At 72.8% G+C, this 17,306-nt stretch carries 15 protein-coding genes; 9 read left to right on the top strand and 6 right to left on the bottom strand.

What is annotated here, in order from left to right; translation table 11 throughout:
• Positions 1–44: 44 nt before the first annotated feature.
• A complete protein-coding gene (locus tag ACFT4A_RS03385) occupies positions 45–1,511 on the bottom strand; it encodes an aldehyde dehydrogenase family protein (protein WP_382825514.1) in 1,467 nt (488 codons plus the stop codon).
• A 385-nt stretch (positions 1,512–1,896) separates the two neighbouring features.
• Between ACFT4A_RS03385 and ACFT4A_RS03380 the strand changes: the two genes are divergently transcribed.
• The 3 genes from ACFT4A_RS03380 to ACFT4A_RS03370 all read left to right on the top strand — a co-directional run bounded on the left by ACFT4A_RS03380 (position 1,897) and on the right by ACFT4A_RS03370 (position 5,219).
• Entirely contained in the window at positions 1,897–2,637 is a 741-nt protein-coding gene (locus tag ACFT4A_RS03380; protein ID WP_382825512.1) for a DUF4142 domain-containing protein, read from the top strand.
• 86 nt (positions 2,638–2,723) lie between these two features.
• The gene (locus ACFT4A_RS03375; protein WP_382825510.1) at positions 2,724–3,521 is read left to right on the top strand and encodes a TIGR04222 domain-containing membrane protein; all 798 of its coding nucleotides are present in this window, start codon (positions 2,724–2,726) and stop codon (positions 3,519–3,521) included.
• Positions 3,522–3,608: 87 nt separating this feature from the next.
• A complete protein-coding gene (locus ACFT4A_RS03370) occupies positions 3,609–5,219 on the top strand; it encodes an alpha/beta hydrolase (RefSeq protein WP_382825508.1) in 1,611 nt (536 codons plus the stop codon).
• Here ACFT4A_RS03370 and hemQ read toward each other — a convergent pair whose 3' ends face one another.
• Together hemQ and hemG are read right to left on the bottom strand one after the other, a co-directional pair.
• Positions 5,220–5,951 carry a hydrogen peroxide-dependent heme synthase gene (hemQ, locus tag ACFT4A_RS03365; RefSeq protein ID WP_382825506.1) on the bottom strand — a complete coding sequence of 244 codons (732 nt, stop codon included), beginning with the start codon at positions 5,949–5,951 and terminating at the stop codon, positions 5,220–5,222.
• Positions 5,952–5,955: 4 nt separating this feature from the next.
• Complete coding sequence (hemG, locus tag ACFT4A_RS03360) at positions 5,956–7,419, bottom strand: protoporphyrinogen oxidase (RefSeq protein WP_382825505.1); 1,464 nt, start codon at positions 7,417–7,419, stop codon at positions 5,956–5,958.
• A 158-nt stretch (positions 7,420–7,577) separates the two neighbouring features.
• Between hemG and ACFT4A_RS03355 the strand changes: the two genes are divergently transcribed.
• A complete protein-coding gene (locus ACFT4A_RS03355) occupies positions 7,578–8,573 on the top strand; it encodes a DUF4349 domain-containing protein (RefSeq protein WP_382825503.1) in 996 nt (331 codons plus the stop codon).
• Positions 8,574–8,600: 27 nt separating this feature from the next.
• Positions 8,601–9,998, top strand: a complete 1,398-nt coding sequence (locus tag ACFT4A_RS03350) for an FAD-dependent oxidoreductase (protein ID WP_382825501.1) — start codon at positions 8,601–8,603, stop codon at positions 9,996–9,998.
• 9 nt (positions 9,999–10,007) lie between these two features.
• Here ACFT4A_RS03350 and ACFT4A_RS03345 read toward each other — a convergent pair whose 3' ends face one another.
• Entirely contained in the window at positions 10,008–10,337 is a 330-nt protein-coding gene (locus tag ACFT4A_RS03345; RefSeq protein WP_382825499.1) for a hypothetical protein, read from the bottom strand.
• Positions 10,338–10,432: 95 nt separating this feature from the next.
• Positions 10,433–11,218 carry a helix-turn-helix domain-containing protein gene (locus ACFT4A_RS03340; protein ID WP_382825497.1) on the bottom strand — a complete coding sequence of 262 codons (786 nt, stop codon included), beginning with the start codon at positions 11,216–11,218 and terminating at the stop codon, positions 10,433–10,435.
• A gap of 258 nt (positions 11,219–11,476) precedes the next feature.
• Here ACFT4A_RS03340 and ACFT4A_RS03335 point away from each other — a divergent pair, with 258 nt between their 5' ends.
• The 4 genes from ACFT4A_RS03335 to ACFT4A_RS03320 all read left to right on the top strand — a co-directional run bounded on the left by ACFT4A_RS03335 (position 11,477) and on the right by ACFT4A_RS03320 (position 16,139).
• Complete coding sequence (locus tag ACFT4A_RS03335) at positions 11,477–12,853, top strand: DegT/DnrJ/EryC1/StrS family aminotransferase (RefSeq protein ID WP_382825495.1); 1,377 nt, start codon at positions 11,477–11,479, stop codon at positions 12,851–12,853.
• Positions 12,850–13,734: an HAD-IIB family hydrolase gene (locus tag ACFT4A_RS03330; protein WP_382825493.1), complete on the top strand. Its 885-nt coding sequence runs from the start codon at positions 12,850–12,852 to the stop codon at positions 13,732–13,734. Before ACFT4A_RS03335 ends, ACFT4A_RS03330 begins: the two co-directional genes overlap by 4 nt.
• A gap of 58 nt (positions 13,735–13,792) precedes the next feature.
• Complete coding sequence (locus ACFT4A_RS03325) at positions 13,793–14,866, top strand: Gfo/Idh/MocA family protein (protein ID WP_382825491.1); 1,074 nt, start codon at positions 13,793–13,795, stop codon at positions 14,864–14,866.
• A gap of 61 nt (positions 14,867–14,927) precedes the next feature.
• Positions 14,928–16,139, top strand: a complete 1,212-nt coding sequence (locus ACFT4A_RS03320) for an MFS transporter (RefSeq protein ID WP_382825489.1) — start codon at positions 14,928–14,930, stop codon at positions 16,137–16,139.
• Between the two features lie 7 nt (positions 16,140–16,146).
• On the opposite strand, the gene hemE is transcribed toward ACFT4A_RS03320, so the two are convergent.
• Complete coding sequence (gene hemE / locus ACFT4A_RS03315) at positions 16,147–17,214, bottom strand: uroporphyrinogen decarboxylase (RefSeq protein ID WP_382825487.1); 1,068 nt, start codon at positions 17,212–17,214, stop codon at positions 16,147–16,149.
• Positions 17,215–17,306: the final 92 nt, after the last annotated feature.

Raw genomic sequence — 17,306 nt, 5'->3', positions numbered from 1 at the left:
TCGGTGGTCGTGGCGCCACGGGCGGGCGCTGTGCTGCCGGAAGGTCAGCCCTTGAACCAGCCGGAGGGGGCGGGGGCGAGGTTCTGGTAGATGTGCTTGGCTTCCTGGTACTCGCGCAGCCCGGTGGGGCCGAGTTCGCGGCCCACGCCGGAGCGGCCGAAGCCGCCCCACTCGGCCTGCGGCACATAGGGGTGGAAGTCGTTGATCCAGACCGTGCCGTGCCGCAGCCGCTGCGCGACGCGCTGGGCGCGGCTCGCGTCGGAGGTCCACACGCCGCCGGCCAGGCCGTAGCGGGTGTCGTTGGCGAGTTCCACGGCCTCGTCCTCGGTGCGGAAGCGCTCGACGGTGACCACCGGGCCGAAGACCTCCTCCTGGACGATGCGCATGGACCGGTCGCAGTCGGCGAAGATCGTCGGCAGCAGGAAGAAGCCGCGGCTCAGGGCGGGGTCGTCGGGGCGGGTGCCGCCGGTGACGAGCCGGGCGCCCTCCTCCCGCCCGACGGCGATGTAGCCCTCGACCTTCTCGCGGTGCTCGGCGGAGCTGAGCGGGCCGCTCTCGGTGCCCTCCTCCAGGCCGCTGCCGAGCCGGATCGCCCGTGCGCGGTCGGCGTAGGCCTCGACGAACCGGTCGTGCAGGGAGTCCTCGACGAGCAGGCGCGAACCGGCCGAGCAGACCTGCCCGGAGTGCAGGAACGCGGCGTCGAGCGCGTAGTCCACGGCGGCGTCGAAGTCGGCGTCCGCGAAGACGATGTTGGGGTTCTTGCCGCCCAGTTCCAGGGCGATGTTCCGCGGCCCCTCGGCGGCGCTGGCCATGATGGACCGTCCGGTGTTGAGGCCGCCGGTGAAGGACACCAGGTCGACGTCGGGGTGGCTGGTCAGGGCCGCGCCGACGGTCGCCCCGGAGCCCAGCACCAGGTTGGCGACGCCGGGCGGGGCGCCGGCCTCCTCGATGAGCCGCACCATGTGGATCGTGGTGAGCGGTGTGACCTCGCTGGGCTTGAGGACGAAGGTGTTGCCCGCGGCGAGCGCCGGGGCCACCTTCCAGGAGGCCTGGAGCAGCGGGTAGTTCCAGGGGGCGATGAGCGCGCACACGCCGATCGGCTGGTAGACGACGCGGCTGAGCACGTCCGGGCCGACGTCCACGACCCGGCCGCCGTCCTTGCCCGCGAGTTCGGCGAAGTAGCGGAAGGCGTTGGCCACGTCCTCCACGTCGATGCGGGCCTCGGCCAGCGTCTTGCCGGTGTCGAGGGTCTCGGTGCGGGCGATGTCCTCCCGGTCGCGCAGCAGCAGGTCGTGGACGCGCAGCAGCAGGTCGGCGCGCTGGCGGGAGGGGGCGTTCGCCCAGTCCTCCTCGGCGAAGGCGCGCCGGGCGGCGCGTACGGCGCGGTCGACGTCACCGGCGTCGGCCTCGTCGACGGTGGTGACGACCGAGGCGTCGTAGGGGTTGACCACCTCCCGACGCCCACCGGCCGCGGCCTGTGTCCACTCGCCGTCGATGTACAGCTCACCCACCGCGGGGCCTCCTTCGCATCCGGCCGGTGCCGATCGGCTCGACGGTCAGCAACATGGCCCATCGGAGGGTCGGCGGCCACGGGGCACACCGCCGCGACGGCGTCCGGGCGGCCCAGAGGACCCGGGTGGGCTAGTCGCCTCCGGTCCGCGCGTGCGCGCCCGAGTGTGCCGGGACTAACACCCGGGTGGCCTCCGCCGAAGCCCCGAGGACGGTATGGACCCGTTTGCATGGATAGGCCCCTCGACGCACCTCCCCCGATCGCCCCGTCCCATCCCCGATGCAACCATTCGCCCCTGTACGGCGGTTGGCGTAGACCCCGCCGTACCATGGCGATTCCGCACCCGAAGCGCACTAGCGTGCGGTGCCGCACCAGGAGGCACCACCATGCGACCCCGACCCCCCGTCAAGGGCCGAGGCATCGTCAGCGGCACCGGGCTCATCGTCATGTGCCTCGCGGCGACGCTCACCGCGCTGGTCTTCTCGCTCTGGCCGTACGACGGCCGGCCGGAGACGGCGCCGGGCGCGCTGAGCGCGCAGACGCTACGGACGAGCTACGGTCCGCTGTCCGCCCTCGACCAGGAGTTCCTCGTCAAGGTCCGGCGGGCCGGGCTGTGGGAGCCGGCCGCGGGGCGGCAGGCGCGGGCGAAGGGGACCACCCCGGCCGTGCGGACGGCCGGCCGGCGTCTCGTCGAGGGGCACCGGTTCCTGGACGAGCGGGTCCGCGGTGCCGCCGCCCAGCTGAACGTCACCCTGCCGGACGCGCCCGGCGACCGGCAGAAGCAGTGGCTGGCCACCCTGGACGAGGCGCGGGGCGCGGAGTACGACCGGCGGTTCGCCACCGTCCTGCGGCTGTCCCAGGGGCAGGTGTTCCCGGTCGTCGCCCAGGTCCGCGCGAGCACCCGCAACTCCCTGGTGCGCGCCCTCGCCGACGACGCCACCACGACGGTCCTCGACCACATCAAGGCCCTGGAGGCGACGGGCGACGTCGACTACGACACCGTGGCCCGAGACATGGCCACCGGCGACACTCCCCTGACCCGACCCTCAGCCCCGACCTCGGCACCGGCCTCGGCCCCGCCCGAGTCGCTCCCGCCGCCCGCCTTCCGCCCGCCGCCGGGGCAGTGAAACGGAACGTCACATACCGACAACACTCCGTCCGGATCGTGAACGAGGCATGGTGCTTTCGGGACCGTGTCACATACAAACAACATATGCTCTGGGCTTTTTTCCTGCTGGCGGCCTGGGCCGTGGCGGGCACCGCGTGCACACGGCTGTGCCTGGCCGCCGTGCGCGCCGCGGCCGGTGACACGGACACCGGCCGGGTCCATGAACTGACCCTGTACGAGGCCGCGTTCCTCTCCGGCGGACCCCGGCGGGTCGCCGACGTGACCCTCGTCGCCATGGCGCGTCAGCGGCGTCTGCTGCTGGCCCACACGGGCTGGGCGACGGTCGTCGATCCGCGCGGGCGGGACGCGATGGAGCGGTCGGTGATAGGGGCCATCGGCCCCGAGGGCCAGTCCCGGATCGCACCGGTGCGGGCCACCGCAGCCGCGGCGGAGGCGGTGCGCGGGATCGCCGACGGGCTGGTGCGCGCGGGCCTGGCGGTGCCCGACAGTGCCCGCACGACGGTCGCGGCGGGGGTCCGGCAGGTGCGCGCGGCGGCGGTCGCCGTGCTCGGTCTCGGCGTCGCCGCGCTGCTGACGCCGCCCCCGCCGGACATGCCGCGCCATCTGGTCGCCCTGTGGTTCGCGCTGCCGCTCACCCTGACCCTGAGCTGCCTCGCCGTCGCACGGGTCGAGATCCACCCGTACTCGCGCTGGGCCTCCCCGGCGGGTCAGCGGCTGCTCGGCGCACTGGCCCGGAACGCGGACGACGCCGCCGACGACCGTACGTACCTCACCTCCGTGGCCGTACGCGGGGTCCGCGCGATCGGCGAACCGGAGCTGCGCGCCGCCTTCGCGCACCGCGAGGCACACGGCCGACAGGCCGGGGGCGCACGGGAGCATTGACGCCGACACCGGCGGACGGTGCTTGCCTTCCTCGAACGCCGCACCAAACATCCCTTTTGTCGCCACCGTGCATCGAAGGGATAAGCGATGAGAGCCGCCCTCCTCTACTCGGCAGCGGGGTCCTTGCTGTTGAGCGCCCTGACCGCGGCCCCGGACGTCGAGGGCCGGTCCGCGGCGCCCGAGTCGCAGGGCACCGCGGTGGCCGCCGCGCGCGCGAAGGCGGCCGGCATCCGGTTCGGGCCGTGCGACGACGCGCAGGACCTGCCGGGCGGCATGCGGTGCGGCACGGTGACCGTCCCGCTGGACTACGCCCGGCCGAACGGCCGGCAGATCCGACTCGCCGTCAGCCGGACCCGGGCCACGCAGAAGGACCCGCACAACAGCAAGCGCAAGGTCCCCCGGCAGGGCGCCCTGGTCTACAACCCCGGCGGGCCCGGTGCCACCGGCTTGTACTTCCCGATCGTCGGGCTGCTCCCCGAGTGGAAGCGGCTCGCGGCCGCCTACGACCTCATCGGTTACGCCCCGCGCGGTGTCGGCCGGTCCGCGCCGCTGTCCTGCCAGGACCCCGCGCGGTTCTTCAAGGCGCCCACACAGGCGCAGACGCACCCCTCGACGGCGTTCAAGAAGGAACGCATCGCGCAGGCCAAGGCGTACGCGCGCGGCTGCGCCGAACGGGCCGGCGACACACTGCGGCACTACCACTCGCTGAACAACGCCCGCGACCTGGACGTACTGCGCGCCGCGCTCGGCGAGACGCGGCTGACGTTCCTGGGCTCGTCGTACGGCACCTACCTCGGCGCCCTGTACGCGACGCTGTTCCCCGCGCACGTACGGCGGATGGTGTTCGACTCGGTGGTCGATCCCGACCCGGCGGAGATCTGGTACCGCAACAACCTCGCCCAGTCGGCGGCGTTCGAGGGCCGATGGCGGGACTTCCGGAGGTGGATCGCCCGGCACGACGGCGTGTACGGGCTGGGCGGGAGCGCGCGGGAGGTACAGCGCCGCTACGCGCGTGCGCACGCGCGGCTGACCGCCGAGCCGGCCGGCGGGAAGGTCGGGCCGGGGCAGTTGCAGGAAGCGTTCCTGCAGGCCGGATACTACGACGACCAGTGGCCGCTCCTGGCGCACGCGCTCTCGGCGTACCTCAAGGGCGATCCCAAGCCGCTGGTCGAGCAGGCGAGCCGGTATCCGGAGGCGGCCGCCGAGGCGGAGAACACCCACGCGGTGTATCTGGCCGTCGAGTGCAACGACGCCCCCTGGCCGACGGACTGGAGGGTGTGGGACCGGGACAACACCCGGCTCGCGCGGACGGCGCCGTTCGAGACCTGGGACAACGTGTGGACGAATCTGCCCTGCGCCTACTGGCGGGGGCCGCGGCAACGGCCGCTCGACGTCGGCACCGCGCCGGGCGAGCTGCCGCCGACGCTGATCCTGGCCGCCGAGCGGGACGCCGCCACGCCGTACGACGGCGCCCTGGAACTCCGCCGCCGTCTCGCGGGCTCGGTCCTGGTGACGGAGCGCAACGCGGGCGCGCACGGCCTGGCCGGCGGGCCGAACGCCTGCGTCAACGGCCACCTGGAGGCGTATCTGCTGGACGGCCGGCTGCCGGGGCGGCACGCGCAGTGCCAGCCGCACGCCGAACCCGAGCCGCGGTCGACGGCCCCGGAGAAGCCCGGGGCCGAGCGACGGCTCCGCTGATCAGGCCAGACCGGCGACCAGTTCGGCGACCTCCTTGCGGCGGCCCGTGTAGAAGGGGACCTCCTCGCGGACGTGCATACGGGCCTCGGAGGCACGCAGGTGACGCATGAGGTCGACGATGCGGTACAGCTCGTCGGCCTCGAAGGCGAGGAGCCACTCGTAGTCGCCGAGGGAGAACGAGGCGACGGTGTTGGCGCGCACGTCCGGGTAGCCGCGGGCCATCTTGCCGTGGTCGGCGAGCATGCGGCGGCGGTCCTCGTCGGGCAGCAGGTACCAGTCGTAGGAGCGCACGAACGGGTAGACGCTCACGTAATTGCGGGGCGTCTCGTCGGCGAGGAACGCCGGGATGTGCGAGCGGTTGAACTCGGCGGGGCGGTGCAGCGCCATGTTCGACCACACCGGCGTGAGCGCCCGGCCCAGCTTCGTGCGGCGGAAGAGGTTGTACGCCTCCTGCAGCGCGTCGCTGGTCTCCGCGTGCCACCAGATCATGACGTCGGCGTCGGCGCGCAGGCCCGAGACGTCGTACGTGCCGCGGATCGTCACGTCCTTCGCGGCGAGCTGGTCGAACAGCTCCTGGACCTCGTCGGCGTACCCGGCGCGGTCCTCGGGGAGCACGTCCTTCAGCTTGAAGACGGACCAGAGCGTGTAGCGGATGACCTCGTTGAGGTCCTTGGCCAGCTTGCCCTTGTTCGGGATCCTGCCGGTCTCGGGGGTGGAGGCGTCGTTGCTCATGTCCTCATTCTCCTGCTCCGCCGTGCAGGCTCTGCACCGGGTGGGCGGTGAGCTCCTCCACACCCCGCAGGTCACCCTGGATCTGGTCGACGGCGGCGTGGGCGCTCGCGATGCACGCCGGGATGCCGACGCCGTCGTACGGGGCGCCGCACACGGCGAGCCCGGGCAGTCCGGCGATGTGCTCGCGGACGCGGGCCACGCGCGCGTGGTGGCCGACCGGGTACTGGGGCAGGCCGTCGTCCCAGCGGGTGACGCGGGTGGCGACGGGTGTGGCGTCCAGGCCGGTCGCCGCCTTCAGGTCGTGCCGGGAGACGTCCACGAGCCCGGTGTCGTCGCGGTCGAGGATCTCCGTCTCGCCGTACCGCCCGACGGAGGTGCGCAGGACGAGCAGGTCGGGGTTCTCGTCGGCGATCCAGCCCCATTTGCGCGAGGCGAAGGTGGAGGCCTTGATGGTGCGTCCGTCGACGGGCGGCACCAGGAAGCCGCTGCCGTCGGGCAGGGCCGTCTCGGCACGGCGGTAGGCGAGGGTGACCAGGGCCATGGAGGCGTACTCGACGGCGCCGAGCTCGGCGGCGGCGCCGGGGCTCTCGGTGCGCAGGAGGCCGGCGGCGGCCGGGGCGGGGACGGCGACGACCACCGCGTCCGCGTGCCACACGCGCACCCCGGAGACGACCCGCCACCCGCCGTCCGCCGGGGTGCGGCGCAGCTCCGTCACCGGCGTCCCGGTCAGGATCTCGCCGCCGCGGGCCCGGACGGACTCGGCGACCGCGAGGGGCAGGGTGCCGACGCCGCCCTGGAGGCCCATGAACACCGGGCCGGTCTGCTGGGCTGCGGCGGCCTTCGCCTGGATCTCGCGGACGCCCTCCGTGAGGGAGGTGTGGCCCCGGGCGGCCTGGAAGAGCTGGGGGACGGCCGAGCGCATCGAGATGCGGTAGGCGTCGCCCGCGTACACGCCGCCCAGCAGGGGTTCCACCAGGCGGTCGACGACCTCGCGGCCCAGTCGCTCCGCCACGTACTCCCCGACGGCCACGTCGTCCCCGACCTCGGTGCGGGGCAGCTCGGCGTCGCGCCCGATGCGGGCGAGGCCTTCGTCGGACAGCAGGCCGGACAGGGCGGCGGCGGTGCCGGGGACGCCCATCACATGCCCCTTGGGCATCGGGCGCAGTGCGCCCCGGGTCCAGATCGAGGCCGTGGCGGTGGCCGGGGGCTGGAGGCGGTCGGTGAGGCCCACCTCGCGCGCGAGCGCCACCGCCTCGGGTCGGCGGGCCAGCATCGACTCGGCGCCGAGGTCCACGCGCGCGCCCGCGATCTCGCCGGGCAGCAGCTTGCCTCCGACCCGGTCGGAGGCCTCCAGCACCGTCACCCGCGCCCCGCGCTCCAGCAGCCGGTGCGCGGCGGCCAGGCCCGCGATACCCGCCCCGATGACGATGACCTGTCCCGTGCCCGCACGGGCTTGAACTTCGCGCATGTCTCCAGCCTCTCAGACCCCGCTGACAGTGCCGCCGTGCCCCGGTGTCCCGGACGAGTCCCGACCGTGACCGCATCGGAACCGTCCCGGGCCAAACGTCCGGCGCCGCCCGGGCGTCGAAGAAGCGTCAGCGGAATCGATCCCCGGGGGAATCCCACATGCGCACACGACGACCCGCACGCCACCCCGCCCCGACTCTGGCGGCGCTGCTGCTGGCCGCGGCACTCGCACTCACCGGATGCAGCGGTGCCGGCGACGACTCCGGCGGGAGCGCGGCCGCCGACAACGGCGCCGCCTCCCGGGCGCAGGACAAGGCCGGCGCGCAGGAGGCCGCCCCCGGCGGCGCCGGAAACGGAGCCCGGGCGACCGCCCCGCCGAAGCTCACCGAGAACCACATCATCCGCACGGCCTCGCTGACCGTGCGGGTCAAGGACGTCCCGAAGGCCCTGGACGAGGCCCGCACCGACGCCGAGAACGCGGGCGGCTATGTCGGCAACGAGACCACCACCCGGGACGGGGAGGGCCACGAGCGGACCCGGGTCGTGCTGCGCGTGCCCGTCGAGAAGTACGACGAGGTCCTCGCCGAGCTGGAGGGCGCCGGAAAGCTCCTCGAGCGCAGCGCCAAGGCCGAGGACGTCACCGACCAGGTCGTGGACGTGGAGAGCCGGATCAAGTCGCAGCGTGCCAGCGTGGCCCGGATCCGCGAGCTGATGGACCAGGCCACCAAGCTGAGCGACGTGGTGACCCTGGAGGGCGAGCTGAGCACCCGCCAGGCCGATCTGGAGGCGCTGCTCGCCCGGCAGACGTCCCTGAAGGACCGCACGAGCCTGGCCACCATCACCCTCTCGCTTTCCGAGACCCTGGTGAAGAAGAAGGAGGCGAAGGACGACGACCCGGGCTTCGTGGACGCGCTCGCGGGCGGCTGGAACGCGTTCGTGACGATGCTGCGCTGGCTCGCGGTGGCCCTGGGCGCGATCCTGCCGTTCGCCGCGGTGGCGGCCCTGATCACCCTGCTGTGGGTGCGTGTCGTACGCCCCCGCCTGCCGCGCCGCCCGCGGCCCGCGTCGCCCGCGACGAGCGCGCTGGGCCCGCTGCCGACGGCCCGCCCGGCCCCGGAGTCCGCGCGGCCGCGCACGCCCGGCGAGCAGGACTGAAATGCCCTGCTCCCGTAGCGTGTTCGCATGAGCATGAGCCGTACGCGGGGTACACGGGAGCGACTGGTCGTGATCGGCGGTGACGCCGCGGGGATGTCCGCGGCGTCACAGGCACGCCGGCTGAACAAGCCCGACGAGCTGGAGATCGTGGCGTTCGAGCGCGGCACCTTCACGTCGTACTCGGCGTGCGGCATCCCCTACTGGGTGGGCGGCGACGTCCCCGACCGGGACCGGCTCATCGCCCGCACCCCCGAGGAACACCGCGCGCGGGACATCGATCTGCGGCTGCGCACCGAGGTCACCGAGATCGACCCCGACGGGCAGCGGGTACGCGCGCGTGACCTCGGCTCCGGCGCCGAGTCCTGGACGTCGTACGACAAGCTCGTGATCGCGACCGGTGCCCGGCCGATCCGGCCCGGGCTGCCCGGGGTGGACGCGCCCGGGGTGCACGGGGTGCAGACGCTCGACGACGGCCAGGCGCTGCTGGACACGCTGGCACGCACGCGTGGCCGTCGCGCGGTGGTCGTGGGGGCCGGGTACATCGGCGTGGAGATGGCCGAGGCGCTCATCAACCGCGGTTACGAGGTGACGGTCGTCAACCGCGGCAGCGAGCCCATGTCGACCCTCGACCCCGACATGGGCCGCCTGGTGCACGAGGCCATGGAGGGCCTGGGCATCACGATGGTGAACGACGCCGAGGTCACCGGGGTCCTGACGGGTGACGACGGACGGGTACGCGCGGTGGCCACGGAGGACCGCGAGTTCCCGGCGGACGTCGTCGTGCTCGGCATCGGCGTACGCCCCGAGACGACGCTCGCGCGGGCGGCCGGACTCCCGCTCGGCACGCACCGGGGTCTGCTCACGGACCGCTCGATGCGGGTGCGCGGGTACGAGAACATCTGGGCCGGCGGCGACTGCGTCGAGGTCCTCGACCTGGTCTCCGGCCAGCAGCGGCACATCCCGCTCGGCACCCACGCCAACAAGCACGGCCAGGTCATCGGCACCAACGCGGGCGGCGGCTACGCCACCTTCCCCGGTGTGGTCGGCACGGCCGTCAGCAAGGTCTGCGACCTGGAGATCGCGCGCACGGGACTGCGCGAGAAGGACGCCCACCGTGTGGGCCTGCGCTTCGAGACGGTCACCATCGAGTCGACCAGCCGCGCCGGTTACTACCCGAACTCCTCCCCCATGACGGTCAAGATGCTCGCCGAACACCGCACGGGCCGCCTCCTCGGCGTCCAGATCGTGGGCAGGGAGGGCGCGGGCAAACGCGTCGACATCGCCGCGGTCGCCCTCACCGCGGGCATGACGGCCGAACAGATGACGACCCTCGACCTCGGCTACGCCCCACCCTTCTCCCCCGTCTGGGACCCGATCCTGGTAGCGGCCCGCAAGGCGGCGGCTAAGACGCGCGGTTCCTTGTAAGGGGGACCCCTACGCGGTCCCGGCCGTCCCGTTGATCCGATCGATCGCCTGCCGCGCCTGCTCCGCCGGCGGCCGGGACGGCAAGGACGAGACCGACGCCGAAGGAGCGACAGCCGGCGGCTGCTCCCCCGCCGGCTTCGCATGCGCGGCCGCCCGCGACGAACGCAGCCGATGGCTCACCGCCTCCTCCAGCGTCACGGGCCGCCGCATCTGGGACGCCAGCCGCCCGGCCTCCTGGCCGAGGCGGGCCACGTCCTCCCAGGGCAGCCGCACCACCAGCGTGAGCTCCGCCTCGCCGTCGGGCAGTGCGTGCATCGCGGGAGTAACTCGGTCGTTCATCGCCTGTTCCTCACGTCGGCCCCGCGACCCGCCTTCCCCGCGCCGCGGGCGGTTGCCGACACATACGCACGCCCCCGGGGCAGCGTTCACCGGGCTCAGCGATTCACGGGCAGCAGCAGGACGTAGCGAAGCTCCTGCCGGTACGCGGGAAGCAGCACCTGCGAGGTGACGGTGAGGGGCTCCGGACAGATGTGGGGCAGGCGCAGTTCGTAGCGGTGGCCGTGCCGATAGGCGAGCACCTTGGGGCTCCGGTCCCAGAGGTCGCGGCACACACGGTCGTCGAGGACGGCGTCGCGCAGGGCGCCGAGGTCGGTGTCGTCGGGGCGCGTCACCAGCGCGAAGCGCAGCAGCGCGAGGTACTGCGCGGCGTGCCGGGGCCAGTCCACGATCTGCTCGCGGGCCTCGGTCGTGGTCAGTGCCCAGCGCATCAGGTTGGCACCGGGCTCCAGGACCCAGGGGAACCAGCGGGCCATGGCCGCGTTGTGGTCGAGGAGGTTCCACGCCTGGTCGGTGAGGTAGGTGGGGAAGTCGGTCTGCGCCGAGGCGAGTTCGGCGAGGGCGTCGGTGACGTCGTCCGGGGCTGCGTTCCCGGCGTCCTCGGCCTGCTGCCCTCCGGCACCGCCGAGGGCGTGCCCGTACAGAGCCATGCGTTCGTCGGGGCCGAGCAGCAGGGCCCGGGAAAGGCGCTCGAGTATTTCTCCGGAAAGCGGGGCGTGCAGCCCGGTTTCGAGATTCCGATACCAGCGCTCACTGACGCCCATCCGGTCCGCAACTTCTTTTTGAGGTAACTGTCTTCCTCTGTTCATTTTGTTTCCCGCGTCGACGCGCCACGCGCGCAGCAGATCGGGCAGCGAGGAAACTGACTGGACATGACGTGACACCGCTCGGAAACACTCCCTCTGCGTATCGCCTGGGAAACCCACCGTAACAAGAGCAGGAGTGGCATGCGACGCGTCCGGCAAAAAGCTGCCGGTTGACGCATCTTGTCGACCGCTGACAGCATCGCCGACGTAGCCACTCACGCATTCCCCACGGAATGCATCCGAGTGTTATTCGGCCCATCAATCCATTCGCATTCCACACCCATGCGCGCGCGTTCGCGCAGCATTTTTCCCGCTATCCGAACGCAAGGAGTACGCATGACCGTCTCCACCGTCTCCACCGCCGAAACCGGCACGCTCACCGGCTCTCTCCTCCTCGGCGACAGCCACGGCCTGCACCGCGTGGCCGAGGACCTCGCCCGCGGCACGAGGGTGGCCCAGTCCTTACGGGACACCCTCGCCAACCGGGAACTGGCGCAGGCCCTTTCGTCGTGGAACTCCGCTCCGGAACATCCCGACGCGTTCGTCGCCTCCCTCTTCCCCGAGCCGCCGCCGGCGTCGAACGTCCCCTTCCTGCCGAAGGAACGGCTGCTGTCGCCGCGGGAGAAGAGCGCCGCCGCCGACGCCTTCGCACAGGTGCTGGAGAGCTGCGAGTTCACGAGCGGCCCCGCCGTCACGGCCTTCGAGGACGCCCTCGCCGACTACGCCGGGCTGTCCTGCGCCGTCGCGACCGGCAGCGGCACGGACGCGCTCGCCATCGCGCTGCGTGCCGTGGGCGTCGAGCCGGGCGACGAGGTGATCCTGCCGGCCAACAGCTTCGCCGCCACCGAGAACGCGGTGTTCGCCTGCGGTGCCGTACCCGTCCTCGCCGATGTGACCACGCCGGACGGCAACCTGGACCCCGAGTCGGTGGCGGAGCGGATCACCCCGCGCACCGTGGCACTGCTCCCCGTCCATCTGTACGGCAAGCTCGCCGACATGGCCGGACTGCGGGCCGTCGCCGACCGGCACGGGCTGCGGATCGTCGAGGACGCCTGCCAGGCGATCGGGGTGACCGGTGTCGGGCGGTACTCCGACGCGGCGGCCCTCAGCTTCAACCCGTACAAGAACGTCGGACTGTGCGGGAAGGCCGGTGCCGTGGTCACCGGCTCGGCCGCGATCGCCGAGCGGTGCCGGGTGCTCGGCTACCACGGCTTCGAGCCGGGCCGGAAGAACGTCAAGTGCGAGGCGTTCGGGCTCAACGCGCGCATCGACAACACCATGGCCGCGATCGGTCTGGCCCTGCTGCCCTGGACGAGTCTGCGCGGGCTGCGGCGTACGTATCTGGCCCGGCGCTACGTCGAGGCGCTGCGGCCGCTGGCCGAGGAGGGCGTGATCGAGACGCCCGCCTTCGCTCCCGACCACTCCTGGCATCTGTTCCCCGTCCTCGCGGCCGGCGGCGCGGCGGCCCGTGACACGCTGCTGGAGCGGCTGGCGCGGACGAGCCGGGTGGAAGCGGACGTCTACTACCCCGTCCTGACGCACCGGCAGGAGACCCCGGTGCGCGAGCGGTTCTTCGGGAAGGCGCACCTGCCGCGCACCGAGTGGCTGCACGACCGGGTGCTGCATCTGCCGCTGCACGCGGGGCTGTCCCTCGGCGAGCAGGACCGCGTGGTCGAGGCCCTGTACGCGGCGACGCGCCGGGCGGCGGCATGACCGACACCCTGCCGTTCGAGGCCGGCGGCGGCCCGGACCTCGGTCCGCCGCCTCATCTGCGCCTGCCGGACCCGGTGGGCTGGGCCGCGTTCTCCGACTTCGACGAGACCTACCTCGCCCATGCCGCGACCCCTGAACAACGCGCCCACCTCGCCGCGCTGGAGGAGTTCCTGCTGAGCGAGGCCGTCGAACACGGCCTGCTCTTCGGCTGGGTCACCGGCAGCTCGCCGGCCTCCGTACGGGAGAAGATGGCGCGCTGCGGCGCCCGCGTCCTGCCGCACTTCGTGGCCGGCTCGCTCGGTACCGAGCTGACGTTCTTCCCCGACGGCGTCGCCCGCCCCGACCCCGAGTGGGGGCAACTGCTGCGGGACAGCGGCTTCGACCGGGACCGGGTGCGGACGGCCGTGGAGCGTCTCGCCCGGTACGGGGTCGAGCTGTTCCCGCAGCACGACCCGCACACCGGGAACCCCACCGAGTTCCTGGTCAACTACTACTTCCGCTCCCTCGGCGACCCACGACGCGACGAGCAGAGCCTCGGCCTCGTGCGCGACTTCGCCCGCGAGCAGGGCCTCGGGCTCAACATCAGCCGCTGCAACCCCGCCACCGGGGACCCCGCCGACTGCTACGACGTCGACTTCATCCCGGCGGTGTGCGGCAAGCGCAACGTCGTCCGGCACCTGTGTGCCCGCTTCGGCGTCGCAGCGGAGCGGACCCTCGCGTTCGGCGACAGCGGCAACGACCTGGAGATGCTGGACGCCGTGCGCCACGGCTACCTCGTCGCCAACTGCACCCCCGAGGCCAGGAGCCGCTTCGCGCGGGTGTCGCCGCACCCGCACGCCCAGGCCCTCCTCACCGCCTTCCGTCTCCACCTCGGCCACTGAACCGCGCCTCCGGTCCGGTGATCCCGGGCCGGAGGACCGTCCCTGAAAGAGGCAGACCATGCAGACAGGAATCATCGGCGCCGGCGGCATCGCCCTCGCCCACCTGCGCGCCGCCGAGACCGTCCCCGGCGTCGTGGCGGCCGGCGTGTACGACGTGCTGCCCGAGAAGGCGGCGGAGCTGGCGGAGCGTTTCGGCTGCCCCGTCTTCTCCTCCACGACCGAGCTGTACCGGCATGTCGACGCGGTCGTCATCGCCTCGCCGAACCACACCCACGCCGACTACGCCGAGGAGGCCGTCCGGCACGGCAGGCACGTGCTGTGCGAGAAGCCGATGACGACGACGGTCGCGGAGGCCGAGCGCATCACCGCGCTGGCCGAGGAGAGCGGCCTGGTGTGCGCCATGGGCTTCAACTACCGCTATCTGGAGGCCATCGGCGAGATCAGGAACCTGGTGCGGAGCGGGGAGCTGGGCTCCATCCTCTTCGCGGAGGCCGGCTTCCGGCGCGGCAGCGCCCTGACCCGCTCCCGCTTCACCTGGCGGGACAGCGCGCTGGGCCGCTCCACCAGCGGCTCCCTGGGCGACCTGGGCGTGCATCTGGTGGACATGCTCGACCGGCTCTTCGACAGCCCGGTCGACAGCACGAGCTGCCGCACCAAGCTCCAGGTCAACGTGCCGCAGAAGGAGGGCCAGGACGTCCAGGTCGACGACTACGCCTTCGTCAGCGGCCGTCTGGAGAACGGCACCTTCTTCAACCTGGTCACCTCGAAGTCCTCGCTGCCGGAGGAGCTCGGCTTCTCGCTGAAGATCATCGGCGACCGCAAGGAGCTGTACTACCACTCCAAGGACGACACGACGTACTTCCTGAAGTCCCGTGTCACCTGGGAGCAGGGCACGTTCGCCCGCGAGGAGACGCTGGCCTCGCCGCCCGGCGAGGTGCCCGGGTGGAGCGACACGTTCCGGCACCAGCTGCGGGAGTGGCGCGACGCGGTCTCCGCACAGGACACCACCGGCGCGCGCAGTGCCGACAGCGCACTGGCCCGCTTCGGCGACGGGCTGCGCAGCCAGCGGGTGCTGGAGCGCCTGCTGGCGGGCGACGAGCAGGACGCGCTCGCCGCGGCGGTGCCCTCGTGACACCGCGCGACGCACAGGGCAGGGGCACCGGCATCGGCATCGCGGGGAAGAGGAACGTCTCTTGACCGGGACCTCGGCGCGGGCCGCGCCGCACGACACCGCTGTGGCGCGGCCCCTGTTCAGTCCGTTCGCCGTCGTCGCCTCGTGCGTGGGCTTCGCCCTGATCGGGGCCCTGCAGGCGCTGTACGGTCCGGCGATCCCCGCGTTCCGCGCGGAGTTCGGCCTGTCACCGGCCGCCGCCGGGCTGAGCCTGAGCGCTCACTTCGTCGGCGGCGTCGCCGGTGTGCTGCTGCTCAACCGGGTGCACGGGCGGCTGGGCAACAGAACCCTGCTGTCCGCCTCGTACGCGCTGATGGCACTCGGCGGGACCGGCTTCGCGCTGGCCTCCGCCTGGCCGTGGGCGCTGGCCTGCGCGCTGCTGACCGGGGTGGGCTTCGGCGGCATCGACTACGGACTCAACCAGCTGTTCTCGGTGGGGTTCGGCCGTCGCAGCCCGGCGATGCTCAACATCATCGGCGCGGCCTACGGTCTCGGTGCCGTGGGCGGTCCCGCGCTTCTGGGGCTGCTGGGCCCGGGCGAGTACCCGGCCGTCTTCGCCGGGTTCGCCGCGCTGTCCGCCGTACTGGTGCTGGCTCAGCGCGGCGTCCGCGAGGGCGGGGAGACGCCGGTCCCGACGGCGCCCGAAGAAGAGGACGAGAAGGGGACGCCCGGACTGCGGGCCTCGGCGGCCCTGGTCGTCACGGTCTTCATCGCGCTGTACGTCCTGATGGTGGCGGTGGAGACCGGGGTCGGCGGCTGGGAGCCGACGCATCTGGAGTCCGTCGGGCACGACGCGGCGACCGCGGCCACGGCGACCTCCGCCTTCTGGCTGATGGTGACCGTGGGACGGCTGCTGGTCGCACCGCTGACGCTGCGCTGGTCGGTGCAGACGATCATGGTGGTCAGCTCCGTCGGCATGGTCGCCTGCCTCCTGCTGGCCCTCGTCCCGGCGGCGGCCCCGTACGCGTACGCCGGTGTCGGCCTCTTCCACGCGCCGATCTTCCCCACGGGCCTGCCGTGGCTGTCCCGGGCGGTGCCGCGGGCGCGACGGGCGGGGGCCTATGTGATCGCCGCCTCGATGATCGGCGGGGTCGCGGCCGGGCCGGTGCTGGGCAAGGGCATCGAACTGGCCGGTGTCCAGGCCGTACCGCTGCTGCTGGCCCTGCCCGCGGCCGGGTGCCTGGCGGCCACCTGGTGGCTGATCCGGGCGACGCGGGAGGGCCCGTCGTCCTGAGGGCCCGTCAGCGGGCGCTGTGCGTGTGGACGTACTCCACGAGCCGCGTCAGCGCGTCCGGGTCGGTGGACGGCATGACGCCGTGGCCCAGGTTGAAGATGTGGCCCTCCAGGTCCGTCGCGCTGTCCAGGACCTCCCGGGTCTTCGCCTCGACGGCCTCCGTCGAGGCGAACAGCACGGTCGGGTCGAGGTTGCCCTGGAGCGCCTTGCCGGGGCCGACACGGCGGACGGCCTCGTCCAGCGGGACGCGCCAGTCGACGCCGACGACGTCCGCGCCGGCCTCGCCCATGAGGCCCAGCAGTTCGCCGGTGCCGACTCCGAAGTGGATGCGCGGGACGCCGTAGCCGGCCACGGCGTCGAAGACCTTCGCCGAGGCGGGGAGCACCGAACGCCGGTAGTCGACGGGGGCCAGGGCACCGGCCCAGGAGTCGAAGAGCTGGACCGCGGAGGCGCCCGCCTCGATCTGCACCTTCAGGAAGGCGGTCGTGATGTCCGCGAGACGGTCGAGCAGGTCGGCCCACAGCTCGGGGTCGCCGTACATCATCGCCTTGGCGTTCTCGTACGTGCGGGACGGGCCGCCCTCGACGAGATAGCTGGCGAGGGTGAACGGGGCGCCGGCGAAGCCGATGAGGGGCGTGGCGCCGAGCTCGCGCGTCAGCAGGCCGATGGCCTCGGTGACGTAGGAGACGTCCTCGGGGGTCAGGTCGCGCAGCTGCGCGAGGTCCGCGCGGGTGCGGATCGGGCGCTCGACGACCGGGCCGACGCCGGGCTTGATGTCGAGGTCGATACCGATGGCCTTGAGCGGCACCACGATGTCGCTGAAGTAGATCGCCGCGTCCACGTCGTGCCGGCGCACCGGCTGGAGCGTGATCTCGGTGACCAGCTCGGGCCGCATGCAGGACTCGAGCATCGGAATGCCCTCGCGCACCTTGCGGTACTCCGGCAGTGAGCGCCCGGCCTGCCGCATGAACCACACCGGGGTGTGCGGCACGGGCTCGCGCCGGCAGGCCTTGAGGAAGGCTGAGTCGTACGTGACGGACGGCTGCTGGGCCCGGGGGGCGTCGTTGGCACTCACGGGGCCAAGTTTCGCACGCCGTCAAGGAGCGCGATTCAGCCCCTGGAGAGGCGCGGGGTGTCTAGCCCGGCACCCGGGGCCCGGTCCCCGTA

Source organism: Streptomyces sp. NPDC057099 (assembly GCF_042671245.1).
Taxonomy (GTDB): domain Bacteria; phylum Actinomycetota; class Actinomycetes; order Streptomycetales; family Streptomycetaceae; genus Streptomyces; species Streptomyces purpurascens.
The sequence above is the reverse complement of the archived record's forward strand: the minus strand, read 5'-3'. Positions and strand labels throughout refer to the sequence as shown.

Coding starts and splice junctions, on each gene's coding strand:
- ACFT4A_RS03380 (WP_382825512.1), top strand. CDS start 1,897: ATGCGACCCCGACCCCCCGTCAAGGGCCGAGGCATCGTCAGCGGCACC.
- ACFT4A_RS03375 (WP_382825510.1), top strand. CDS start 2,724: ATGCTCTGGGCTTTTTTCCTGCTGGCGGCCTGGGCCGTGGCGGGCACC.
- ACFT4A_RS03370 (WP_382825508.1), top strand. CDS start 3,609: ATGAGAGCCGCCCTCCTCTACTCGGCAGCGGGGTCCTTGCTGTTGAGC.
- hemQ (WP_382825506.1), bottom strand. CDS start 5,951: ATGAGCAACGACGCCTCCACCCCCGAGACCGGCAGGATCCCGAACAAG.
- hemG (WP_382825505.1), bottom strand. CDS start 7,419: ATGCGCGAAGTTCAAGCCCGTGCGGGCACGGGACAGGTCATCGTCATC.
- ACFT4A_RS03355 (WP_382825503.1), top strand. CDS start 7,578: ATGCGCACACGACGACCCGCACGCCACCCCGCCCCGACTCTGGCGGCG.
- ACFT4A_RS03350 (WP_382825501.1), top strand. CDS start 8,601: ATGAGCATGAGCCGTACGCGGGGTACACGGGAGCGACTGGTCGTGATC.
- ACFT4A_RS03345 (WP_382825499.1), bottom strand. CDS start 10,337: ATGAACGACCGAGTTACTCCCGCGATGCACGCACTGCCCGACGGCGAG.
- ACFT4A_RS03335 (WP_382825495.1), top strand. CDS start 11,477: ATGACCGTCTCCACCGTCTCCACCGCCGAAACCGGCACGCTCACCGGC.
- ACFT4A_RS03330 (WP_382825493.1), top strand. CDS start 12,850: ATGACCGACACCCTGCCGTTCGAGGCCGGCGGCGGCCCGGACCTCGGT.
- ACFT4A_RS03325 (WP_382825491.1), top strand. CDS start 13,793: ATGCAGACAGGAATCATCGGCGCCGGCGGCATCGCCCTCGCCCACCTG.